This window comes from uncultured Pseudoteredinibacter sp. (genome assembly GCF_947502065.1).
In the GTDB taxonomy this organism is placed as follows: Bacteria; Pseudomonadota; Gammaproteobacteria; order Pseudomonadales; family Cellvibrionaceae; genus Pseudoteredinibacter.
The window spans coordinates 227,300-250,445 of record NZ_CANMYE010000002.1; the positions used below are offsets into that span (position 1 = coordinate 227,300).

The following is a 23,146-nucleotide window of genomic DNA, read 5'->3' on the forward strand; positions in this document are numbered from 1 at the left end:
ACCGTTTGGATAGGGGCTGCCTTCAAGCCTACCTGCATTATTCTAACGCTCAACTAAGCGAGATAAAACTATGCGCGCTGCCGACATTATTGCTGAAATGAAAGTTTTACCACAGATCAACCCAGAGCAAGAGGTAAATCGTCGCGTATCTTTTATCAAAACCATGCTGCAACGTGCCAACAGTAAAACCCTCGTTCTTGGTATCTCGGGGGGAGTTGACTCAACGACTTGCGGCCGATTGGCGCAACTGGCGGTCAATCAGTTAAACCAGGAAGAAGTCCAGCAAGGCTATCAATTTATTGCTGTTCGTTTGCCCTATGGTGAGCAGCAAGATGAGGATGAAGCTCAACTGTCTTTGGGTTTTATTGAGCCGAGCCACTCTGTCAGCGTAAATATTCAAGCCGCCGCTGATGGTGCTCACAGCGCGACTTTAGCCGCAATCAGCAAAGCCGGCCTAGATCAAGGCAGTGCTAACAAACAGGATTTTGTAAAAGGCAACGTAAAAGCGCGCTGTCGGATGCTAGTGCAATATGAAATTGCTGGTTTATATAACGGCTTGGTACTGGGTACCGATCACTCAGCAGAGAACATTACTGGCTTTTACACCAAATGGGGCGACGGAGCATGCGATCTAGCACCGCTGTTTGGTCTAAGCAAAAGACAAGTTCGTCAATTAGCCGCACACCTTGGTGCACCAGAGCAACTGGTATACAAGATTCCAACTGCAGATCTCGAATGCTTAGAGCCACAAAAGGCTGATGAGCAGGCCCTTGGCCTAAGTTATGATCAAATTGATGATTTTCTTGAGGCTAAAAATCAAGACCCAGATGTGGAAGATAAACTCATCCAAATTTACCTGCGTACACAACACAAACGAGAAGCCATTCCTACGGTATACGATATAGAAGGCTAACTACGATGGGAATATCTGCAGAGGTAATTCGGCTGCCAGAGTCTAGCCTTCGTATACTGCGAGTCTTTAGCTACTATCGTTTCGCCTTGAGCGCACTGCTGCTGGCCATGTTTAGCAGTGGCTTTAGCCGAGACATCTTTGGCTCTTATGAGCCAAAGATGTTTTTCTATACAGCCGCCGCCTACTGTCTACTTAGCTCATTTAGCCTTCTCCGCTTATGGCTACAAGCACCAACAGCCAGAACCGAACAGGTTTTTGCCACCACTGTTGTTGACTTAATTTTTATCAGTTTACTGTGCTATAGCAGTGGAGGAACCAGCAGCGGTCTCGGATACTTATTTTTTATTAGTGTTATTACTGCCAGTTTATTTATCCAAGGCCAAATACACTACGCTTTAGCCGCTATTGCCAGCATCTTTTTGTTAACTGGCGAATTACTAATAATACCGATCGACCCACGTAATGTTTTTTCTGCAGGCGCCATAGGCGCATTATTGTTTCTGGTATCTGGAATATTCCAAAATGTTAGCCGACGGCTACATCTCAGTGAGGCTGCCGCATTAACACAAGCGGAGCATGCCCGGTATTTAGAGCAACTTACCCACAGAATTGTGGCACGCCTATATACCGGTATTGTTGTTGTAAATGAACACAAGCAAGTCGAAATTATCAACGAGTCTGCCAAACACCTACTAAATATAGAGAAGCATCTGCCTGAACTGCCTTTTTCTATGGAGGTATTGCCGGAATTACAGGATCTACTGTTAAAATGGCTGGAGAGACCTCAAGCCAGCGCTCAAATCATTCAGTTGGCCAACAACCCTCAAGAGCTTCGCATCGGCTTTGTCCAGCAAGGGGAAGATATTTTAATCTTTATCGATGATAACCGGCAAATTCACAACCAAGCCCAGCAGCTAAAGCTAGCTTCTCTTGGGCGCCTTACCGCATCCATCGCACATGAGATTCGTAACCCCTTGGGGGCACTTAGCCATGCTAACCAACTACTGCAGGAGTCTACCGAAATTCACGAGGCCGATAAGCGCCTAACGGAGATTATCGACAACCACTGCTTGCGAGTTAATGGCATCATTGAAAGTGTTCTGCAACTTTCTAGAAGGCAAACCGCCAATATTAGTTCTGTAGAGCTGAATCTCTGGTGTAGTGAATTTTGCAAGCGATACAGCAGTGAAAAAGGGGCTTTTATCGGCAGTCATTCATTGGCAGAAAATCTAAACAGCGCCTTCGACCAACATCAAATGTCACAGGTACTTAGCAACTTAGTGGACAACGGCGTACGCTATGGTGAAGAGCACAGCGGCAATGCCAAAATTGAATTGGTGTTGGATCTCGACAAGGAGACCGGGCGCCCTATTATCGATATAATCGATAGCGGCCCAGGCATTTCTGAGAGTGAGCGCGGTAAAATATTCGAGCCTTTTTATACCACCCACCATGCAGGCTCGGGCTTAGGCTTATACCTTGTAAAAGAATTATGCGAAGCTAACCAAGTTTCAATTATCATTAAAGAAAGCCGTCCGGGGCATAATTGTTTCAGGCTACGCTTTCCAGATCCAGAGGCATTATTGCAATGAGCAAGGCGCGCAAAGTTCTTGTTATCGATGACGAACCTGATATTCGCGAATTATTAGAAATCACTTTAGGCCGCATGGGTTTGGATACGGTTGCCGCCGGAGACTGCAAACAAGCAAGAAGCTTGCTACAAGAGCAAGAGTTCGATCTATGTCTTACAGATTTAAAGCTACCCGATGGCGATGGTATTGAGCTCGTAGAAGAAATTCAAAAGCTGGACTATGCCCTACCGGTGGCGGTGTTTACAGCACATGGCAATACCGATACCGCCATCAACGCCATGAAAGCCGGTGCCTACGATTTTGTATCAAAACCTGTAAACCTTGAACAGCTACGAACCCTTGTAAGCAATGCTCTAGAGGTAAAAAAGAAAGCAAAAAGCGGCCGTAAGCAAAAAGGTCCAAGCTTCGTTGGTGACTCACAAGCAACTAAGCGCTTAAAAAAGCAAATCAAAAAACTGGCTCAGTCACAAGCGCCTATTTATATTTCGGGCGAATCGGGTAGTGGTAAAGAAGTCGTAGCGCGCTCAATACATTACCAAGGCCCAAGAGCTGAAGGGCCATTTATTCCGGTTAACTGTGGTGCTATTCCCGCTGAACTGATGGAGAGCGAGTTTTTTGGCCATCAAAAAGGTGCATTTACTGGCGCGCATCAAGACAAGATAGGCCTATTCCAAGCAGCCGATGGTGGTACTCTTTTTCTCGATGAGGTCGCTGACCTCCCACTAGACATGCAAGTAAAGCTATTGCGTGCTATTCAAGAAAAAGCTATACGCCAAATTGGGGCGCAGTCGGAGATTCCTATCAATGTAAGAATTTTAAGTGCGACTCATAAAGATCTACACGCTGAAGTCAGCGCACAACGCTTTCGTAGTGATTTGTTTTACCGTATTAATGTTATCGAAATAGCTGTACCAGCCCTTCGTGAGCGTCGAGAAGATATCTCTGTATTATGCGATTTTTTCCTTGAAAGAATTGCCAGCGATATGGGCCTGCAAGCGGCCAGCTTAGATGAAGGAGCCAAAAGCAGGCTGCACGACTATCAATTCCCCGGCAATATTCGGGAACTAGAAAATATCTTAGAGCGTGCTTTTACTCTTTGCGATAATGATCTTATTACTGAAGCCGATCTATTTATAAATGAGTTACCAAGAAGCATTACAGAAAAACAAACTGGCACTTCAAAACATAGCCTCGAAGGCCGCAGCTTAGACGACTATTTAATCGAGGTTGAAAAAGAGTTTTTATTGGGGGCACTAGAAGATTGCCGCTGGAATAAAACTGCTGCAGCAGAGAGCCTAGGTATCACTTTCCGCTCTTTTCGCTATCGCCTTAAGAAACTGGGATTAGACGACGCCTAAACTCTAAGGCCGATGGCCTATACCAGACGAGTCTTTTCATCTCCCCTTGCCCTAGTGCTTATCTAACACCACTCGCTATGCTTTGCAGAAGCTTATCGTCAGCCTTTAGCGAGAGGTGCAATATGGGTAGATTATCTATTGAATGTAAAAACCTACAAGGATTCAGTCTGATTGATACGATGCTTGGCATCGCCACCCTAGCCATCATTAGCGCGCTGGCACTGCCAAACATGCGCAGCTTTTATCACAAGAACAACGCAGAGCATAGCGTGCGACAACTTATCAGCGCCCTGCAAGCAACTCGAGCAGCCGCCGTACATAAAAGAAAGATTGTAAGCTTATGTCCAACTAGCAATGCACAAACCTGTAGCAAGCGATGGGACGACCAGCTGATGATTTTTGTGGACTTGGACAAAAGTGGAAAACGAACTAAAAACGAAGAAATTATTTATGTTCGATCAGGGTTACAAAGCGGAGCCCACATCGAATGGAGAGCATTTCGCAACCCCAAATATTATATTCAATATCGACCTGACGGCAGCACTAATTATCACAATGGCACCTTTGCCTACTGCCCTCCAATAGACCCAGAAATCAATCACAGACAAATTCGAATAAATCGAGCAGGCCGCCCCAGAATAGCATTCAAGCACGAGCACCATAAAAAGTTTTGCAAAAAATAAGGGCTATGAGATTACCCTCATAGCCCTTATTTAGAAACAGCTAGGCTTTAACGCCAGCACTTATTGATCTTATCTTGGTTATTTGAGTTCTTTAAGCCGCGAACTCCACCACTTGTATAAGTTAACGGGCCGCAATCTGGATCGGTAAAGCTACCGGTTGGCGAAGCGGTCAAAGTGTAGGTTCGGCAAAGCGGCGCAGTTTCAGAACCCGCCTCGCAACCACCAGGGCCTACGGCAATAGTTAGTTTATAATGCTCATTTTCACTGAGATCATCAGCGAGACCGATCCCACAATCAACATCACTACAACCACTACTACCACTAACTTTATTGGTATATGAGACATACTGCGCAAAGAACTGTTCCTGTTTGGAAGCAGCTTTTAATAACAGGTCTTTGGCTTCTATACGTTGTCCACGCTTAGCGGCCTCACCGAAGTAAGGTATGGCGACAGAGGCTATGATGCCAACAATTGCAATTACAATCATCAGCTCTATCAACGTAAAGCCACCAAGCACCTTTGATGTAGGCTTCATGTACACTCCTGTAAACTAAATATCTTAAACAGCAAACTAATTAAGCAGCTGTACGCTATCAACGTAAAAAATTTGAGTCTTATCATCATAGCGCACAAAGTACTCAACGGCTTGACCAGTTCTCAAGGCAAACCGATTAGCCTTGGCGCCGCTAGCCGCCAAGACTTTAAAGTTAAGAGGCATGACAAAGTTTCGATCATCAATCACAAGCTGCTGCTTTTCATGATGTACATAATGGATAGTACCTCTTAATAGCCCTAACAGCTTAACCGCACCATTTTCATCATATTGCTGAGCCGTGACAGGACCTGTAAATAATCCAAACAACAACCCTAATACAATCATTTTTTTCATGTTGAGCCCCTATTACTTTAAGGTTGTCCAAGAGGTTTGTCTCGCCCGGCTACCTGAGCCTAATAAGTCTAGTGTAATAAGTTCACCATCCTGGGTTGGAATCAAAACCTTAGTTGTGCCCTCACTACCCTCTAAAGTCGATATCTCACCAGGCATACCGTCGAGCTTAATTCCAGAAATTGGCACTGATCCAATACTAGCCCTATCAAATACCTGGAACGGTGGCTGACCTCCAGTAAAGGCATCTACCGCCATTAAATAACCACTAGGACTGCCTTCGCAAGTTGCAGCATCTGGAATAATACTGCCAAAAACTACCACAGAAGAACCAACTACAAATGAATTAATTATTCGCTCTCGATCATTAGGTAGGTCTATTCGCCAGCCAGCTTCCGCTGCCAAATCATCGTAATCCACTGCATTATTACTCAGTGTCCTACTATCAGCTTGATTTACAACCGTTTGGCCTTGAAGATTACCGCGAGTTAAGCCACCAATACCTCGATCCCAAACTCCATAAGCAGACTGTGTGGATGTGTCGGCTTGATCTCCATTGGATATGAACTGACCTGTCCCAAAATAAATTAATAAGCTGGGCTTGTAGTCTGCAGCCAAACGGAAGCGGTGAGATTTAACTCGAGGCATACTCGTGATTGGCTGCCTGTTTGCTACCTTGCCATTTTGTTCACACGGTGCCTGAGAGCACGCTGTAAATAGCGGTTGATTTTTACCCCCTTGCATGTGTGCAACGTCCCAATCATCACCATCTTCATCGCTTATATCAAAAGTCCACAAATTCCCGTGCAAATCACCAGCGTACGCGCGGTCCGCAATCGAGTCTCCATCTAAATCCAACACCAGTGGTGTCGACATTCCATTACAATCACTATTTACATCTTCACAGTTAGCCGATCGAATAAGATCGGCGTCACCTGAGTTTTTAGTCTCAATGATTCGATACGACGGAGTTTTATCATCAAGATATACAATAAATAGCTTTGCATGGCCGTCACTATTAGGGCCAGGATTGTAGCCATTACCCATAACCGCAGCCCAACGACCATCATTCATCCTTACAACAACTGGGTCACTGAAGGTAAAACCCAAGTCATTATGGGTAAATTCTTTTACTACTTTGGATGCGGCATTTGTTTCCGTAACTTGATCAGGATTAGTAACATCCAATACATAAATACCACGACCACCACCACGCAAGGCTCCGACCAGGTAAGATTTCCAAGCTCCGTCCACGTAAACATCACGAACTGTAATAGCGCCATCTACAAAAGGGATATGGGAATAATTTGTAGAGGAAAGATAATGTAAGCCAAAAGCTGCATTTTCATTAAATATTATTGACGGCACATAAGCAAAACGCTCTTCACCAGTATCGGCATCAAAGCCGTGAAGCATCCCGTCATTAGCTCCGACGTACACCATTTCACGTCTATTTGCTTTTGATTTTGCAAAAGCGACATAGGATTTAGATGCATCTTCACCTTCAATTTTATCAGGATAATTCTCACTTGGCCGAGCTACATAAATAGGACTTGAGTGCGCAATATCGCCCAATCTCTCTCCAACCCTATCGCGAAATACTTTATTAAAATTACTGGTAATAGTTGCAGTATTTGCTACACCTCGTTCATATGTATGTTCACCACGAAGATAGTTTAGCAAACGCTCTCCGTAGGTTTTATTATCATTAATCTGACTTTGGTTAGCAGCAGACTCGTGTGGCGCATCAAATAAAAGATCAGCCACTTGCCCTGTCGAGATCTCGGTATCAGCATCTGGATTGACATAGTTATTAGGAAACCTGAATGGAACGCCACGGCTGCCATTAAATGTCAAAATTTGCCGATCAGCTGGATCTCGCGCTTTAAGCTTCTCTGCAGCCGACCACTCATCTTGCAAGCGAATTTGTTCAACACCACCAACAGAAACTGTCGTAATTTTTTGCCTAATAAGATCGCCCGACCATGATTTTTCTGGTGAGAATACCGCTTTGAAGACTGCCGAATCTGAGCTAATTGAAGAACTATTAAGCGCCAAGCCAGAGGAGGATCCCACCTTGCTTTTAATGGAGTTAATAGCATCAGATAGGCGCTGAATTAATTCCTGCGGATTTTTGGCGCTTAAGAATTCGCCACGTGAGTTATAAGCTGCATGCAACATATCGTCTACCGTGCTAGCCTGGTTCCTTACCGGCTCAGGCCAGTTTCCATTTGCTGGGGGCTCACTCAAACTACCGTTAACACCAAATGCTACGGTATAACTAACTAAATGTTGGGCACGATTTAATAGCGGATCAGGTACTGGCGCGCTAGGATCAAGCTTTGGGCCAACCAAATCGGGCAAGCCAGGAGCTAAGTCGCCCTCATAATAATGCATGGCTACATCAGCAAGAGTATTGGAATAGCTGTCGCCGTATTTATCACCGTCGTAATCAGAGTTTCCATCATTATCGGCATTGCCAACATTTGGGTTGCTACCATTCCAATAACCATCACTCATCACTACTGCAAAGTTTTGCTGACAGGCACCGTTTTCGGCGGATGATAAGATTGGAGATGATGGCGTTAGGCCACCAAACAATTGACTCGGTGTCGATTCACTTTGATGAAAATACTTACCGACCCGCTCTAAGCTTCTACGCAGAGGCGTGCCGCCACTAGAATCAATCTTAAACAAACGCTTCAGCAAGTCATTTTTGTTTGTACGACTGCCATAATTAATGGGCGTACTTAGATCGTCAATATCTTTAATTGGCACACCAACACCTTGATTATTATGCAAGGTCGCCAAACCCACTCGGGCGTTACTGTCCAAAATAATTTGAGATAAGGCGCGCTTAGCTACATACTCGCGCTTGCGGTAATAGGTATACCAGTTTGCAAAATCGATTTGCTGCTCCGCAGGCAGGTTTTTGGCATAAACACGTGCGCTAGTATCACACTCACCATCGTCATAGCGACCATTACCCTTACCATCTGCAACAATGGCATCATTCCATTCAAAGAAATACCAATTATTGATATCTCTATAAGAGGTTGGTGAGGCATAGGGGTTATCTGATGCCGTATTTAAAGTCCTATTGGTATATTCATTTCCGTTTGCATCTACACCTCGCCATGGAGTGTAAGCCAAACGCTTTTCCAAAGTATCATTGGCAGGATCAGCAGCCTTTTCTCGATACAAACTGGCGTTGTACCACATCGCATTGATAGCTGTACAACGATACCTTGCGGTATCTTCATAATAAGCAGGGTAATTGGTTATCAGGTACTCCCAATCCATACTACCGGAGTCATCAACCAAGAACATAATATTCGACTGTGGCGTTTTACCTACAAATAGCGGCTGAGAAGCAATAGGCCCTGGCGCAGCCTGAGCCACACCCTGTAACAGCATTATTGCTGCTGTGATCACCGTAGCTTTTTTAAATAAAATTTCCATTAATGCATTACCATTCTTAGTGACCGAGCCGTCAAAATGATTCGGCTGTTTTGTAGGTAGTTTGTACTATCGTGTAGACTTGGGGATCCTGCGCCCAGCCGATTGATATTATCCTGAAGTGATAAACTGGCTTGGGTTTAGCGCTGGATTTATTCAACTCCTCCACATCCCGACCAAGTTTTTGTTCACCTAAAAACTCTATTATATAGCGAGGATTTTTTGCTGTAGAGGGCAACTTAAGATCAGGCGTAGTAACTTCAATGCTATTTTCATCAACCCAAGAATTAGGGTCATGGTAATCAGAAAAATTATCATCGATTGAAACCGCATCAAAAGATCCCTGCTCACCATTAGCTGTATTGGAGTATAAGCCCAGACTCACATCCTTAAACTGTACATAGGGGTTTGAGTCATTTGCCCGCATAAATAGCAAGGCCGCTCTGGAACCAGCTTCAGCAGCATGGAGCGCTATTTGCATTTGCTTTTCATTTGAAGCCATCCTAGCTTGCAATGTACTTCCTGACATTGATGCAATTGCCACTACCGACATGACCAAGAGTACAACCAGTGCAACTATAAGGGTTACACCCTTCTGTTTGATCGGAAGCTCAGTCCTCCACCTGCGATACTGCTTCTGAAACGTCATCATAACTCCACCACCGGGTTCTTGAGCATGATAACCTGAGACATTTCTCGTTGGATTCGCTTAGTACTAGAATTGTCATTCGTACCTGTAAGCTCAATAGCGCTCAATGTTAAGTCCATCCTGACACGATCAACTCGATTCCAACGATCCGATGCGGCAACGGTGCTAGCATTACCGAAGTTTACCAAATTACCTTCTCTCCAGCCGTACTCGACCTGAAAGTCCACAACACCATCTATAATTTCTTGCCCGTTCCTAAACAACCCACAATATTGCGGGTGATCAGCATCACACTGAGCTGACCCCCCTTGATTATTAGTTTCCTTAGCGGATTCACTCAGCTTAACTTCGTAGCTATACCCGCCCATGCCGGCCAAAAACAAACGAGCCCTAATCTGCCCCTTATTATCTGTATTTTTTAGGCCAGTAAGCGGATAGTCTATATTCGTGGTGGTATTCTTTTGTCCTGCATTTGGGTGACTATTTGGAGCTTTAGGCCCAACCTTTAACCGTACGACCCCATTATCATTCGGATTGTTAGTCACCATAAATACTACGGCGTAATTACAATTGGTGAGTACCGCAACATCCCATTTATTAATAGCATCATAAGCAAACTTAAAATGTGGACTAGTATCTAAGGTCAGCTCATCGTCTGATTGAGGGTTAAAATCTTCAGCTAGGGGAATCGACCGCGGCAGGGCAAAACGGAAAAAAACTTCGTCAGTGCCATTTATACCACTGCCATCCCTACCACTAATTGAGGAGGCGAAATTGGCAGCTTGTGGAGTACCATCAGCATCCAAGCCAATATCTTCGGTCAATAAATTAATTACACGAGTCTCATCATCTAAACGAGGTAAACAACCCAAAAAGCCTGAGCTTGATCCTTCATCATTTAGGCGATTACTAGTGAAGCGCAGGTTCTCTTGAATACGCGAAAGGCCTTCTTGACTTCTTTGACTTTCTACCGAAGTCAAATAAAGCTGAACGACACCAGCCATAATCAACAAACCAATGGTGACAGACACCATTAATTCAATCAGTCCAACACCCCGTTGGCGCTTTAAAGATATAAAAGGACTCACAATCTAAACTCCAACTTCACACAAGTTAAATCCGTATCAGGGTTGCCACCACAGCCAATTTGAGATGCCCCTGTCAATTGATCGTCCCACATCACAATAACTTCATGAACGCCATCATCATTAATATCTACAGTCCCTCGTCCAGCCGGCAGCTTGCTTTTAACCTCTTCGGCCCACTGACCTGTATCCATTGTTTTAATGGCCGCCTGATCACAGCCTACGGTACATACAGTCGCTGCTCCAGATATATCATCGGTGTCCACACTATCGTAAAGATTGTCATCATCCGCTGAAAAAGCATTATTGTTCGCATTGATTCGGTTAGCCATATCCCTTGCTAACACAATCGCAACAGAAGAAAACATCGCACTCTGATTACTGCGCTGACTAGAGTTTTGCAATGCCAAAGTGCCCAGCAAGCCAACTGCCAAAAGAAACAGCGCTACCATCACCTCAATCATGGTCGCTCCAGATTGACGATTATGAAGTGGTGATTTTATCCACATGAGTCTGCTCCTTTACGCATCGAAAAGGCTCCTGTTGGCAAAATAGTGATAGTTACAGAGCGATGCTCATCGTTTGTTGCCTCGGCGTTGCCGGCACAAACAGTCATTGTATATCCCGCAGCTTCACCTGGCGTGCCATCGGCGTTGAATGCAATATACTTGTCGGAAGAAGCCATGGTTAGCTGCCCGCTACCAAAACGCTGTGTTGATAACAGACAGTCTTCAGTATCTTCACAGTCACCAGTTCCCGGGTTATAGGCATTGTTATTGTTACGATCAAGAAACATGATCCAATCTTCATCAAAGCGATTCTTGGCCTGATTGCCACTACGGCAAGCAAACGAATTCGTCTTCTTAGCACACATAACCACCGAGGCGCGGCGAGTTACCGCTTCAGAGCGGGCCATTTGCAAGGCAGTTTTAAACTTATCGAGATTCGCTCGCATTTGACCACGCTCACTCATAGAGGTGAGGCCAGGCACAGCAACCGACATAATTACAGCCACAATAGCGACCACAAATAGGAGCTCGATTAAGGTAAATCCATTTTCAGGGAACTTTTTCATATCTTATGTATACCAGAGTGACCCAAGCAAAGAATCTTAAGGGAGATCGGCGGTGAGATGTGGCGATAAAATGCTAGATGTTGAGACAACTGACCGCATCCTGTCGATTTTGGAGAGGTTCTGAGCATAGCTCAGCAAGGGAGAATGTGCCAGTTTTCAGCAACTTAGCACACTCTTAGCAGGATGATAATTAGCGTAGCTCTTTCGGCAAAGAGAAGCTCACATTCTCTTCTTGACCGCTCATCTCCGCTGGCGGCTTAGCACCTAGAAGCTGCAAACGCTTGATCACATCCTGTACAAGTACCTCTGGAGCCGAGGCGCCGGCACTTATGCCGATTGATGATATGGACGACAACCAGGTTTCGTCTATATCCCGTGCGGTATCGATTAAATGAGCCTTAGCACCACAGCGCTCTGCCAGCTCACGCAGGCGATTAGAGTTAGAGCTGTTTGGAGAGCCCACCACCAAAACAAGATCGTTTTCTAGGGCCAGCTGCTTGATGGCATCTTGACGGTTTTGGGTCGCATAGCAGATATCGTTTTTACGCGGGCCACGGATCTCGGGAAAACGCTCACGCAGGGCATCAATCACCTTGGCCGTATCGTCCATGGATAAGGTCGTCTGCGTAACATAGGCCAATTTAGAGGGATCACGAACGGTGAGCGTAGCAACATCAGCCTCGTCTTCCACCAAATAGATGCTGCCACCAAAGCCACCATCAAACTGCCCCATGGTACCTTCAACTTCAGGGTGGCCATTATGACCTATAAGTATGCACTCACTTCCTTCGCGACTGTATTTTAAAACCTCAATATGCACCTTGGTCACTAGAGGACAAGTTGCGTCAAAAACTTTCAGACGGCGTCGCTTGGCTTCTTCCTGTACGGCTTTGGATACGCCATGAGCACTAAAAATAACAATGACGTCATCCGGCACTTCGTGCAGCTCATCAACAAATACCGCGCCGCGGTCGCGCAAGCTATCCACCACAAACTTATTATGCACCACCTCATGACGTACATAGATGGGCGCACCGTGTATATCCAAGGCCCGATTAACAATATCGATGGCCCGATCTACACCGGCACAAAAGCCACGTGGGTTCGCTAGGTTAATATTGATCATTAGTGCTTTTGCACTCCATCACAAACCGCCACAGCGATGATGCGCACCTCAAAGATAAGGTCGCGACCGGCTAGAGGGTGGTTAAAATCAACCTTCACCACATCATCATTTACCTCTGCAACCACACCTGGCAACTCGGCTTGTTGTGCATCCGCAAAAGACACCATCAAACCTTCTTCCAGCTCAATATCATCTGTGAATGAGTTTTTGGGTATTTCTTGAATATTATTTGGATTGCGCTGACCAAAGCCTTGCTCCGGCGATATAGGAAACTCTTTTTCATCACCCGCACTCAAGCCCATTAAAACCTGCTCGAAGCCCGGCAGTAAATTGCCATCCCCCACACTGAAGGTCGCCGGCGAACCATCAAACGTTGAATCGACTAACGTACCATCTGCCATTTTAATGGCAAAGTGCAAAGTTACTTGAGTTCCTGGGCCAATGGCCAATTCTGTCATATCCGTCATAAAAGCTAATCACTTTCTTACCATCAAGCTGCACCAAAAAATATACTGATGCAACTTTGAACCTTTTTTAAGTCGAACTTTTAAACCTTATTCGTTCACTTCACTGTCTTTGCTACGCCAAAGGTCGATCAACAGCATTATGGCGCCAGCACATATCGCACTATCAGCAATATTAAAGGAAGGCCAGCGATGCTGCTGATAATGCAAAGAAATAAAATCGACCACATAACCTAAGGTCAGTCGATCATAGAGGTTACCCAAAGCCCCACCAAGAATGAGCGCCAAGGCAAGTGGCTCCCATCGTTGCTCTGGACGAATACGCGCCAACCAAACTACCAGCATGCAGCTAACACTTACAGCAATTGCCGAAAAAAACCAACGCTGCCATCCCCCCTCTTCGCTTAAAAAGCTGAAGGCGGCGCCATAGTTATACAACAGCAACCAATCGAAAAACGGTGTCACCTCAACCGGCTGCGCATATTGAAAACTGGCCAGAGCCCAAGCTTTAGTGAGTAAATCAAAGGCAATAACAAAAGCGGCCAAGGCATACCAAAGCAAGGCTTTTTTCCAATACCAAGGGCCGGCCAAAAGACCGGCAGCTTCGCTCGTAGGTTTAGGCGAATTCACGCACTTCCCCTTCACCGGCAACATTTTCGACACAGCGACCGCATATTGTTTCATGCTCGGCAATCTGCCCAACATCTTCACGGAAATGCCAGCAGCGCTCACATTTTTCATGGGCCGATTTATTAACCAGAAGCTTTAAGCCTTCAAGTTCGGTTTCCACGGCTTCAGCAGGCGCATCGGCCAATGACTTTACTTCAGCCGCTGACGTAATTAGTACAAAACGCAATTCATTTGCCAAGCTAGACAAAGAAGCTTGCAGCACATCATCACAATACAACACCACCTCAGCCTGCAAGGAACCACCAACAACAGCCTCAGCACGTTTCGCCTCTAAGGTCTTATTGACCTCAGTTTTTACTGCGGCAACTTGTTGCCAGAACTTATGCCCCATGGCAGATTCCGTGGCCGCTTCTGGTAAGGCGTACCACTGCTGCACAAAGATAGAACCTTGACGCTCACCAGGAATATGCTGCCACAACTCATCTGCGGTAAAACTGGTGATGGGCGCCAACCAACGCGTCATTGCTTCGATAATATGATACAAAGCTGTCTGCGCCGAGCGACGAGCAACACTGTCTTCTTTACAGGTGTACTGGCGATCTTTAATGATATCTAAATAGAAACCACCCAAATCCACCACACAGAAATTATGCAGCTTTTGATAAATTTGGTGGAAGCTATAAGCATCGTAGGCCGCAATAATTTCTTTTTGCAGTTCCGCGGTACGCTCAACCGCCCAACGATCTAGGGACAGCATATCTTCGATAGCAAGTTGGTCACTCGCTGGATCAAAACCATTCAAGTTCGATAACAGAAAGCGAGCGGTATTACGAATACGACGGTAGGAATCTGCAGTACGCTTAAAGATCTCCTTGGATACCGTCATATCGCCACTAAAGTCGGTTGCAGCAACCCATAGGCGAAGTACATCAGCGCCCAAATCTGCAATAATTTCTTTAGGTGGAATCACATTGCCTAAAGATTTAGACATTTTGTGACCATTGGTATCAACGGTAAAACCGTGGGTTAATACCTGCTTATAGGGTGCGGCGCCATTAATGGCCATTGCCGTTTTCAAAGACGATTGGAACCAGCCACGATGCTGATCCGAACCCTCTAAATATAAATCGGCCGGGTAGCGCAAATTATCTCTACGTTGCAGAACGGCGTGATGAGTCACACCAGAATCGAACCATACATCTAAGGTATCAGTAACCTTTTTGTATTTATCTGCATCACCACCCAATAACTCAGCCGCATCTAATTCGAACCACGCTTCCATACCATCTTGCTCAACACGCTTAGCGACCTCTTCAATTAAGCGCGGGGTATCTGGGTGTAATTCTTGACTGTCTTTATCAACAAACAAGGCGATTGGCACACCCCAAGTACGCTGACGGGAGATACACCAATCAGGGCTGGAATCCAACATGCTGTCGATACGTGCGCGGCCCCAACCAGGAATCCACTCAACATCTTCGACGGCTTTTTTAACATCATCGCGCAAGCCCTTTTGGCTCATGCTAATAAACCACTGCGGGGTCGCACGGAAGATCAATGGCGTTTTGGTGCGCCAGCAATGCGGATAGCTATGCTCGATCTTTTCTTCGCACAGCAATACGTCTTTTTCTTTCAACAGTTCAACGACTGCAGGGTCAACTTTATAAACATGTTGACCGGCAAAAACTTCGACAATATCGCGGTAAATACCGCTATCATTCAAATAATTTAAAGTACCCAAGCCATAACGCTGTCCAACATTAAAGTCATCGACACCGTGGTCAGGAGCGGTATGTACACAACCTGTACCTGCATCAGTGGTAACATGATCACCCAGAATCACTGGAATTTCGCGATCGTAAAACGGGTGCGATAAAGCCAACTTCTCTAAGGCTTCACCTTTACAGCGCGCAATCACTTCAAAGTTTTCTATGCCCGCGCGAGCCATAACAGATTCATGCAGAGCTTCGGCCATTAGCAAAACCTGCTCGCCCGCCTTAACGGCAACATAGTCCAGTTCGGCGTGCATAGAGACAGCCTGACTCGACGGCAAGGTCCAAGGCGTTGTCGTCCAAATCACCACAAACACATTCTCTACACCCGCGAGCGCTGGCATGGCTTCGGCCAGTTTCGAGCCGTCTTTTACCGGATATTTAACATCAATCGAGAATGAGGTTTTGTTTTGATATTCCACTTCAGCTTCAGCCAATGCCGAGCCGCCAACCACACTCCAATACACAGGCTTAAAACCACGGTGCAAGTGACCGTTCTCAGCAATTTTGCCAAGTGCACGAATAATATCGGCTTCAAACTGATAGTTCATAGTGAGGTAAGGATTTTCCCACTCACCAAAAACACCTAGGCGAATAAATTCTTTCTTTTGGCCCTCTACCTGGCGTGCCGCATAATCGCGACACTTCTGGCGAAAGCTTTTGAAATCTAATTTAACGCCGGCCTTGCCGTTTTTCTTTTCTACCTGATTCTCGATAGGTAGGCCATGACAATCCCAACCTGGAATATAGGGCGCATCGAAACCGCTCAAGGTTTTCGACTTGATAATAATATCTTTTAAAATCTTATTAAGTGAATGGCCAAGGTGAATATCACCGTTAGCGTATGGAGGGCCATCGTGTAAAATGAATTGCTCTGCGCCTTGGCGGGCATCGCGAATCTGCTGATACAGATTGTCATCTTGCCATTTTTTCAACATGCCCGGCTCGCGCTGAGCCAGGTTCGCCTTCATGGCAAAGCCAGTTTTTGGCAAATTTAATGTGGCTTTGTAATCACTCATTGTCGTCACTTAATAATACGGGCGCAGTAGTGCGCATTTTAACGGGCAGCAAACCAAGCTTGCGCTTCGTCCTTATCCCGGTAGATCTGTTGCTTAAGCTCGTCGAGAGAATCAAATTTCTGCTCGTCGCGCAGTTTATGTTTAAACTCCACTGCAATTTCTTGCTCGTAGATATCGCCCTCGAAGTCAAATAAATGCACTTCGAGAATTGGCGTGTTTTCTCCACCAATGGTTGGCCTAACGCCCACATTGGCAACGCCTTGCAATAGTTGTCCATCAGCTAGGCTTACTTCAACAGCAAACACCCCATTAAGCGGTGAGCGATAGCGATGAAGTTGCACATTGGCTGTTGGCATATCCCATTGGCGAGCCAACTGCTGGCCACGGATAACCTTGCCTTCAATTTTATAGGGGCGCCCCAATAAACGTTCGGCCAAGCGAAAATCGCTTGCTTCTAGCGCCGCTCGAATACGGGTACTGCTGATGCGTTCACCGTCCAGCATCAAGGTTTGGGTGTCCGTCACCTCAAAGCCATAGCGCTTACCCGCATCCAACAGGAACTGATAGTCACCACTGCGATCACAACCAAAGCGGAAGTCATCACCTATTACCAGGTACTTCACCCCCAAACCATCAACCAGAATTTGCTTTACAAACTCCTCCGCTGATAAGGAGCTGAATCGACGGTTAAAGGTGACGCAAAAAACGCGATCAACACCCGCCTCAAACAAGGCCTTAGCCTTGTCTCGCACCCGCATTAGTCTTGCAGGGGCTTTTTCACCGGCAAAGTATTCATGGGGCTGAGGCTCGAAAGTCATCACTACCGAGGCCAAACGCAGGCGCTGGGCCTGATCGCGCACCTGGCGAACGATGGTTTTATGGCCCAGATGCACCCCATCAAAGGAGCCAATCGTCACCACACTGCCTCGATGATGAGCCCGCAAATTGGCGATACCGCGAATAAACTCTTGTGCGCCCTGCTGCATGGTCGACTGCTAAGCCCTTTTAAAACACAAAAGGTCGAGTATACCGAAAAGCCCTGTACTGGCCTACAGCAGAAGGGGGAATTACCGGAATAAATTGCCCTTATTTAGGGCTGGTAGGGCTGAGTGCTTACTGTAAACGGTGGGGAGGTAGCTCAACGGAGACATTGCGAGAACCCTGCATGATCACCCAGCCTTGATAGCGATGATTGCCGGTAGAGGTAAACTCGAAGGCAAATTCTCGGCGCAGCCCCATATTACCATTGCCTGCACGCTGAAACTCAATACCCTTGAGGGCAATACTATCGTCTAGCAGTTGCACATTTTCCATATTGCAACGTCTAGCGGCGGCCTGAAATGCCAGCTCTTTTACTTTCACAGCCGTTAGCCAATACCAAGCAAAGATCGCTACTGGTATTAAGGGCCACCATTGAGACAAGGTATACAACATTAGGCTTTTGCCTCCTTACTACGCTGCAGGGCCGCTCTTAAATGGACCACCCCCAAGCGCTCGGCATGACGTCGATTTCGCTCGGGAATCTTTTCAGGTGAGCTCACCCGCTCTAGCGCTTCGCTTAAGCTACTCTCACGCAGCAAGTGAAAAATCGGCCAAGGGCTGCGATTGGTATAATTTTCAGCCTCATCTGCTGAAATACCATCAAAGCAATAATCAGGATGAAAACTCGCCAACTGAAATTCACCAAGAAAACCTTGTGCTTCTAACAAGGCCTGCAGCAATTCCAAACGGTCAAGATAATCATCAAAATCTTCTAGCCCTGCCGGTACAATCAGCAGTGCAGTTTCAATGGCGGGTTCCGCCTGCAGCTGAAAACAGCTGTCAACAAAGTCTTGCAGCTGCTCATGAGGGTCTGAGGCCAGCAGTTGATAATGCACATGATCAAGCACAGGGGCTGCGTAGGGACAAAAGTTCTCCCCCACTACAACGCTTTTCACCCAGGCTTGAACCTGGGCAATAATATCTTGTGCCTTTATTTCAGCGCTCAATATAAACCTCGCCCCCGCTCGCTAAAACAACTTAGCTGTATTCGTAGAAGCCGCGACCAGACTTCTTACCTAGCCAACCTGCAGCGACATATTTTCGCAATAGTGGTGCCGGGCGGTATTTATCTTCACCCAACTCTTTATGCAGCACTTCCATAATGGCCAAGCAGGTATCTAAACCCACAAAATCAGCCAAGGTCAGTGGCCCCATTGGGTGGTTCAGACCAAGACGAGCGCCACGATCAATATCATCACGGCTGGCAACACCTTCCTCTAGAGCAAAGATGGCCTCGTTTAGGAACGGTACCAATAAACGGTTTACCGCAAAGCCGGCTTTATCTTCACAGCTAACGACCTCTTTGCCCATTTGCTCGGCGAAAGCTTTAACTGCTAGGTAGGTTTCTTCGCTGGTCGCCAAACCTTTAATGACCTCTACCAGCTTCATCACAGGCACAGGATTAAAGAAGTGCAGGCCAATAAACTTCTCAGGACGAGAAATAGCACCCGCCATTAAAGTAATACTGATGGAGCTGGTATTAGAAGCCAAAATAGCAGAAGGCTTACAAACCTTATCCAATTCGGCAAACAGCTTTAGCTTAAGATCAAGGTTTTCACTGGCCGCCTCGATAACCAAGTCACAGTCGGCCAAATCGGCAAGGCCATTCACGGGCTCAATACCAGTCAACACTGCTTGCGCTTCAGCTTCAACCAACTTACCTCTGGCAACCTGGCCCATCAAACGCTTCTCAATGGCAGCTTTACCATTCTGCGCGGTGGCTAAATCAATATCGGCCAGCTTTACATCCAAACCTGTGGCTGCTGCAACCTGGGCAATACCGCCACCCATTTGACCTGAGCCCAATACGCCCACAACTTTAATCTGAGTCATCGTTACTCCAAACGCTATGCTATTGCTATTAGAAAACCGCGCTAGGATAGAGCCCCAGCAAGGGTTTGGAAAGGGGAACTTGAGTTAAATCTGGAAGGAAAGGTTAAGAACTACTCGTCATCGCCGCCAAAAATACTGTTTAAAGCATCTTTTTCCGCCGCCGAGACCTCAGCCTCAGCTTCAACTTTATGAATACCGTAGCAAACCTTATTGCGGCCGCTTTTCTTTGCCTTGTACAAAAAGTCATCAGTCTCTTGAATGAGCTCTTTTGCACTGACAGTGCTATGGCGAGGGTATATGCCAATACCCAAACTAGCCGTCATTTTAATCTCTAAGGTTTCACCTTTTTGATTACAGATTTCGACATCCATAGCTTCGATATTTTTACGCAGGCGCTCAGCGACCTGAACCGCCACCAAGGCCTCTGTGGCCGGCAATATGATAGCGAACTCTTCGCCACCATAACGACACACAACATCGAGCTTACGAAAGCTAGCCAACATGCAATTCGCCAAGGCCTGCAAAGCCATATTGCCGGCTTCATGGCCGTAGTTATCGTTAATCTTTTTAAAGTAATCGATATCCACCATGATCAAAGAGGTGGACGCTCCACTGCGGCGAGTACGCTCCATTTCTTGCTCAAGGGCAGAGCTGAAATGGCGATAGTTAGCGATACCGGTTAGCGGGTCAGTCAGTAACTGCTCTTCAAGCTTGCGCACCTCTGCAGGCCAAGGACAGCTTTCGCCAGCGGGGCACTCAATACCCTCATAGCTAGAAAACTGGTAATCGCTGTTGGAAATCTCTTCACTCATAGTCAATTAAGATAGTACATCTATAGCTCATTGGCACGAAATTAGCTGGCTTTCACAATAAATCAAGGCTAACTGTCATAGCGCTTTTGGCGAATGTGATGGGGCCGGATACCTGAAATCATGAGGCTAAAGGCATAGCTAAAGAGGCCAGCTACCACCAAGGCCAACATAGTATAGCTGCGTTGCCACCAATCCCATTGATACCAGTCTTGCCATAGGCTACTTAAATAAAGCAAGACCATGGCCATCACCACATTAGCGAATAGCATACGCAGCGCCAAAGCCCACCAACCAGGCTCAGCCTGAAACACCTGTTGCCGTCGCAAGCCGACAAAAAGCAAGCCAGCATTTAGGAAGGCCGAGCAAGATGTTGCCAAGGCCAAACCCACATGCCCCAGATTCATATAGGTATAGAGCGGCCAAACAAAGGCAATATTGAGTACCATATTGGCAACCATCGCGATAATGCCGTATTTGACGGGTGTTTTTGTGTCCTGCCTAGAGAAGTAACCAGGTGCCAATATTTTAATCAGCATAAAGGCTACCAAACCGAAGGAATATGCCCGCAAGCTCCAGGCCGCCATCTGAATATCTTCTACGCCATATTTACCGTATTGAAACAGCGTGGTCAGAATGGGTTCTGCCAGCAGCATCAGGGCCAATGCGGCTGGCACCGCGATCAACAATACTAGACGCAATGCCCAATCCATGGTGGCACTGAATTGTTGAGGCTTATCCGCTGAATGCTGGCGTGAAAGGCTCGGTAGAATCACCGTAGCCACTGCGATACCAAACACACCTAGTGGCAGCTCGGCCAGGCGATCTGAAAAGTACAACCAAGTTACACTGCCCAGTGGCAGCAGGGAGGCCAAAACGGTATCTAGCAACAAATTAATCTGGCTAACCGATACCCCAAAGATAGCCGGAGCCATTAATTTTAAGATACGCCGAACGCCTGGGTCTTTCCAATTCGCTTTTGGATAAGGTAATAAACGCAATTGGTATAAAAACGGCAGCTGAAACAATAACTGAACAACACCGGCGGCCATCACCCCCCAAGCCAATGCCATCACCGGCTTTTCAAAATATGGACTGGCCCAAATCGCAGCGCTAATTAAGCAGATATTGAGCAGCACTGGCGTGGCGGCAGGCACCGCAAAGCGATCGTAGCTATTGAGAATAGCGCCGGCGAAGCCAGTCAGAGAAATAAGCAATAAATACGGGAAGGTGATACGAATCATATCGCTGGCTAACTCGTAGCGCTCACCACCTTCCATATAAAAACCTGGCGCAAACAACATGGTCACAACAGGAGCCGCACTCACCACCAATGCCGTTAACAACAGCAAGCTTGAACCCAAGCAACCCGCCACCGCATTGAGTAACTGCCTGACGGCAGCCTGGGAGCCCTTTTCACGATATTCCGACAACACCGGAACAAAAGCCTGTGCAAAGGCACCTTCGGCAAATAGGCGCCGCATAAAATTGGGGATTTTAAAGGCGACAATAAAGGCATCCGCATTGGCATCCGCCCCGAGAAAACGGGCTAGAACGACATCACGAATCAAACCAAGAATACGAGAGAGAAAGGTGAACGCACTCACCACCAAGCTGGATTTTAATAAGCCAGGACTGGCCTTAGGCTGCTGCTCTGCCTCAGTCAATGGAATGCTTCCCCCAAGCGGGGCCCTCGCTCCTTCATCACAAAGATAGGCCCAGTAAAAAGCGGCATTGTCGCACAGATTAGCGGCAAGCACACAGCCGGCCAAAGGGGTGATAAAATATTTTTATCACCCCTAGCAAAGAGCCTGCATTGGACTTTGCGAAGCCAACTGGCGAAACTGCCCAGCTTAGTATTAATTTGAAGGAAATCAGCCATGAGCCTTTCATCTCAACTAACCGCCGAACAACTTGCTAACATCAGCCCCGCCGAGCTGCGCCAAGCAATCCGTGAAGGCCGCCATAAAGCGAATACTTCGGGGCTGTGCACAGGCTTTGTGCAATGTAATGTGGCCATATTACCGGCAGACTGGGCCAATGAATTCTTGCAGTTTTGCCAACTTAACCCCAAACCATGCCCAGTGGTCGCCATGAGCAGCCAGCCCGGTCAAATCGATATGCCGGAGATAGCTGAAGGTTTTGATATACGCAGTGACGTACCAAGCTATCGCATTTTCAAAGATGGCCAATTCACTGAAGAAGTTCACGATATTAAAGAGTACTGGCGAGACGACCTGGTCACCTTTCTATTAGGCTGTTCATTCTCTTTTGAAGAAGCCCTACTGGCCGATGGCTTGGAGGTTCGCAATATCAGCGAGGCCAAAAATGTCCCCATGTATCGCACTAACATCGCCTGCAAACCCGCCGGCCGATTCAGCGGCGATATGGTTGTAAGTATGCGCCCCTTTAAAGCGGCCGATGCTATTCGTGCCATTCAAATTTGCAGCCGCTTCCCAAGCGTACATGGTGCCCCCGTGCATTTTGGAGATCCAAGCTTAATAGGCATCAAGGATATCAACACCCCCGACTACGGTGATGCAGTAACTATCGCCGAAGATGAAGTACCCGTATTTTGGGCTTGCGGCGTGACCCCACAAGTTGCACTGGAACAAGCCAAGCCACCGTTTTGCATCACCCATAGCCCTGGCTGCATGGTAGTGAGCGATTTACCTAATAGCCGCCTTGCTATTTTGTAATCTCAAACCAGTATGTAAGCGCGAACAAGATTGCCAATACCGAATAGCAAAA

Annotated in this window: 22 protein-coding genes; 5 read left to right on the plus strand and 17 right to left on the minus strand. The window is 46.7% G+C overall.

Annotated elements, in window-relative coordinates; genetic code table 11:
• Positions 1 to 70: 70 nt before the first annotated feature.
• From nadE to Q1A41_RS07765, 4 genes are all read left to right on the plus strand, one after another.
• The gene (nadE, locus tag Q1A41_RS07750; RefSeq protein WP_299976779.1) at positions 71 to 913 is read left to right on the plus strand and encodes an ammonia-dependent NAD(+) synthetase; all 843 of its coding nucleotides are present in this window, start codon (positions 71 to 73) and stop codon (positions 911 to 913) included.
• A gap of 5 nt (positions 914 to 918) precedes the next feature.
• A complete protein-coding gene (locus Q1A41_RS07755; RefSeq protein ID WP_299976782.1) occupies positions 919 to 2,505 on the plus strand; it encodes an ATP-binding protein in 1,587 nt (528 codons plus the stop codon).
• On the plus strand, positions 2,502 to 3,863 hold the full coding sequence (locus tag Q1A41_RS07760; RefSeq protein WP_299976785.1) for a sigma-54 dependent transcriptional regulator: 1,362 nt from the start codon (positions 2,502 to 2,504) through the stop codon (positions 3,861 to 3,863). Before Q1A41_RS07755 ends, Q1A41_RS07760 begins: the two co-directional genes overlap by 4 nt.
• Before the next feature lie 122 nt (positions 3,864 to 3,985).
• Complete coding sequence (locus tag Q1A41_RS07765) at positions 3,986 to 4,546, plus strand: GspH/FimT family pseudopilin (RefSeq protein ID WP_299976788.1); 561 nt, start codon at positions 3,986 to 3,988, stop codon at positions 4,544 to 4,546.
• Positions 4,547 to 4,593: 47 nt separating this feature from the next.
• Here Q1A41_RS07765 and Q1A41_RS07770 read toward each other — a convergent pair whose 3' ends face one another.
• The 17 genes from Q1A41_RS07770 to murJ form a co-directional block, all read right to left on the minus strand.
• The gene (locus tag Q1A41_RS07770; protein ID WP_299976791.1) at positions 4,594 to 5,082 is read right to left on the minus strand and encodes a type IV pilin protein; all 489 of its coding nucleotides are present in this window, start codon (positions 5,080 to 5,082) and stop codon (positions 4,594 to 4,596) included.
• Positions 5,083 to 5,118: 36 nt separating this feature from the next.
• Entirely contained in the window at positions 5,119 to 5,436 is a 318-nt protein-coding gene (locus Q1A41_RS07775) for a hypothetical protein (protein ID WP_299976794.1), read from the minus strand.
• Between the two features lie 12 nt (positions 5,437 to 5,448).
• Positions 5,449 to 8,895, minus strand: a complete 3,447-nt coding sequence (locus tag Q1A41_RS07780; RefSeq protein ID WP_299976797.1) for a PilC/PilY family type IV pilus protein — start codon at positions 8,893 to 8,895, stop codon at positions 5,449 to 5,451.
• Positions 8,896 to 8,926: 31 nt separating this feature from the next.
• A complete protein-coding gene (locus Q1A41_RS07785; RefSeq protein ID WP_299976800.1) occupies positions 8,927 to 9,544 on the minus strand; it encodes a pilus assembly protein in 618 nt (205 codons plus the stop codon).
• Entirely contained in the window at positions 9,541 to 10,629 is a 1,089-nt protein-coding gene (locus Q1A41_RS07790; protein WP_299976803.1) for a PilW family protein, read from the minus strand. The genes Q1A41_RS07785 and Q1A41_RS07790 overlap by 4 nt, the downstream gene beginning before the upstream one ends.
• Positions 10,626 to 11,135, minus strand: a complete 510-nt coding sequence (gene pilV / locus Q1A41_RS07795; RefSeq protein ID WP_299976806.1) for a type IV pilus modification protein PilV — start codon at positions 11,133 to 11,135, stop codon at positions 10,626 to 10,628. The genes Q1A41_RS07790 and pilV overlap by 4 nt, the downstream gene beginning before the upstream one ends.
• Complete coding sequence (locus Q1A41_RS07800; RefSeq protein ID WP_299976809.1) at positions 11,126 to 11,701, minus strand: GspH/FimT family pseudopilin; 576 nt, start codon at positions 11,699 to 11,701, stop codon at positions 11,126 to 11,128. Before Q1A41_RS07800 ends, pilV begins: the two co-directional genes overlap by 10 nt.
• Positions 11,702 to 11,891: 190 nt before the next feature.
• Positions 11,892 to 12,824 carry a 4-hydroxy-3-methylbut-2-enyl diphosphate reductase gene (gene ispH / locus Q1A41_RS07805; protein ID WP_299977817.1) on the minus strand — a complete coding sequence of 311 codons (933 nt, stop codon included), beginning with the start codon at positions 12,822 to 12,824 and terminating at the stop codon, positions 11,892 to 11,894.
• A gap of 2 nt (positions 12,825 to 12,826) precedes the next feature.
• The gene (locus Q1A41_RS07810) at positions 12,827 to 13,285 is read right to left on the minus strand and encodes a peptidylprolyl isomerase (RefSeq protein ID WP_299977820.1); all 459 of its coding nucleotides are present in this window, start codon (positions 13,283 to 13,285) and stop codon (positions 12,827 to 12,829) included.
• A gap of 96 nt (positions 13,286 to 13,381) precedes the next feature.
• On the minus strand, positions 13,382 to 13,882 hold the full coding sequence (lspA, locus tag Q1A41_RS07815; protein ID WP_299977823.1) for a signal peptidase II: 501 nt from the start codon (positions 13,880 to 13,882) through the stop codon (positions 13,382 to 13,384).
• Positions 13,883 to 13,907: 25 nt separating this feature from the next.
• On the minus strand, positions 13,908 to 16,712 hold the full coding sequence (ileS, locus tag Q1A41_RS07820; RefSeq protein ID WP_299976812.1) for an isoleucine--tRNA ligase: 2,805 nt from the start codon (positions 16,710 to 16,712) through the stop codon (positions 13,908 to 13,910).
• Between the two features lie 38 nt (positions 16,713 to 16,750).
• Positions 16,751 to 17,698 carry a bifunctional riboflavin kinase/FAD synthetase gene (gene ribF, locus Q1A41_RS07825; RefSeq protein ID WP_299976815.1) on the minus strand — a complete coding sequence of 316 codons (948 nt, stop codon included), beginning with the start codon at positions 17,696 to 17,698 and terminating at the stop codon, positions 16,751 to 16,753.
• Between the two features lie 127 nt (positions 17,699 to 17,825).
• Positions 17,826 to 18,146 (minus strand): DUF3301 domain-containing protein, encoded by a 321-nt coding sequence (locus Q1A41_RS07830; RefSeq protein WP_299976818.1) that lies wholly within the window; start codon positions 18,144 to 18,146, stop codon positions 17,826 to 17,828.
• Positions 18,146 to 18,700 carry a DUF1415 domain-containing protein gene (locus tag Q1A41_RS07835; protein ID WP_299976821.1) on the minus strand — a complete coding sequence of 185 codons (555 nt, stop codon included), beginning with the start codon at positions 18,698 to 18,700 and terminating at the stop codon, positions 18,146 to 18,148. The genes Q1A41_RS07830 and Q1A41_RS07835 overlap by 1 nt, the downstream gene beginning before the upstream one ends.
• 31 nt (positions 18,701 to 18,731) lie before the next feature.
• Entirely contained in the window at positions 18,732 to 19,586 is an 855-nt protein-coding gene (locus tag Q1A41_RS07840) for a 3-hydroxybutyryl-CoA dehydrogenase (protein ID WP_299771475.1), read from the minus strand.
• A gap of 110 nt (positions 19,587 to 19,696) precedes the next feature.
• Positions 19,697 to 20,398: a GGDEF domain-containing protein gene (locus Q1A41_RS07845; protein ID WP_299976824.1), complete on the minus strand. Its 702-nt coding sequence runs from the start codon at positions 20,396 to 20,398 to the stop codon at positions 19,697 to 19,699.
• 68 nt (positions 20,399 to 20,466) lie between these two features.
• Complete coding sequence (gene murJ / locus Q1A41_RS07850) at positions 20,467 to 22,062, minus strand: murein biosynthesis integral membrane protein MurJ (protein ID WP_299976827.1); 1,596 nt, start codon at positions 22,060 to 22,062, stop codon at positions 20,467 to 20,469.
• A gap of 213 nt (positions 22,063 to 22,275) precedes the next feature.
• Here murJ and Q1A41_RS07855 point away from each other — a divergent pair, with 213 nt between their 5' ends.
• Entirely contained in the window at positions 22,276 to 23,094 is an 819-nt protein-coding gene (locus Q1A41_RS07855; RefSeq protein ID WP_299976831.1) for a putative hydro-lyase, read from the plus strand.
• The last annotated feature ends 52 nt before the right edge of the window (positions 23,095 to 23,146 follow it).

Excerpts from the sequence above, each read along its gene's own strand:
- Q1A41_RS07775 (WP_299976794.1), bottom strand. The coding sequence starts at position 5,436 with ATGAAAAAAATGATTGTATTAGGGTTGTTGTTTGGATTATTTACAGGT.
- Q1A41_RS07755 (WP_299976782.1), top strand. The coding sequence starts at position 919 with ATGGGAATATCTGCAGAGGTAATTCGGCTGCCAGAGTCTAGCCTTCGT.
- Q1A41_RS07765 (WP_299976788.1), top strand. The coding sequence starts at position 3,986 with ATGGGTAGATTATCTATTGAATGTAAAAACCTACAAGGATTCAGTCTG.
- Q1A41_RS07840 (WP_299771475.1), bottom strand. The coding sequence starts at position 19,586 with ATGACTCAGATTAAAGTTGTGGGCGTATTGGGCTCAGGTCAAATGGGT.
- Q1A41_RS07810 (WP_299977820.1), bottom strand. The coding sequence starts at position 13,285 with ATGACAGAATTGGCCATTGGCCCAGGAACTCAAGTAACTTTGCACTTT.
- Q1A41_RS07760 (WP_299976785.1), top strand. The coding sequence starts at position 2,502 with ATGAGCAAGGCGCGCAAAGTTCTTGTTATCGATGACGAACCTGATATT.
- Q1A41_RS07780 (WP_299976797.1), bottom strand. The coding sequence starts at position 8,895 with ATGGAAATTTTATTTAAAAAAGCTACGGTGATCACAGCAGCAATAATG.
- Q1A41_RS07800 (WP_299976809.1), bottom strand. The coding sequence starts at position 11,701 with ATGAAAAAGTTCCCTGAAAATGGATTTACCTTAATCGAGCTCCTATTT.
- Q1A41_RS07845 (WP_299976824.1), bottom strand. The coding sequence starts at position 20,398 with ATGAGTGAAGAGATTTCCAACAGCGATTACCAGTTTTCTAGCTATGAG.
- ribF (WP_299976815.1), bottom strand. The coding sequence starts at position 17,698 with ATGCAGCAGGGCGCACAAGAGTTTATTCGCGGTATCGCCAATTTGCGG.
- pilV (WP_299976806.1), bottom strand. The coding sequence starts at position 11,135 with ATGTGGATAAAATCACCACTTCATAATCGTCAATCTGGAGCGACCATG.
- Q1A41_RS07830 (WP_299976818.1), bottom strand. The coding sequence starts at position 18,146 with ATGTTGTATACCTTGTCTCAATGGTGGCCCTTAATACCAGTAGCGATC.
- nadE (WP_299976779.1), top strand. The coding sequence starts at position 71 with ATGCGCGCTGCCGACATTATTGCTGAAATGAAAGTTTTACCACAGATC.
- ileS (WP_299976812.1), bottom strand. The coding sequence starts at position 16,712 with ATGAGTGATTACAAAGCCACATTAAATTTGCCAAAAACTGGCTTTGCC.
- Q1A41_RS07855 (WP_299976831.1), top strand. The coding sequence starts at position 22,276 with ATGAGCCTTTCATCTCAACTAACCGCCGAACAACTTGCTAACATCAGC.
- Q1A41_RS07785 (WP_299976800.1), bottom strand. The coding sequence starts at position 9,544 with ATGATGACGTTTCAGAAGCAGTATCGCAGGTGGAGGACTGAGCTTCCG.
- Q1A41_RS07770 (WP_299976791.1), bottom strand. The coding sequence starts at position 5,082 with ATGAAGCCTACATCAAAGGTGCTTGGTGGCTTTACGTTGATAGAGCTG.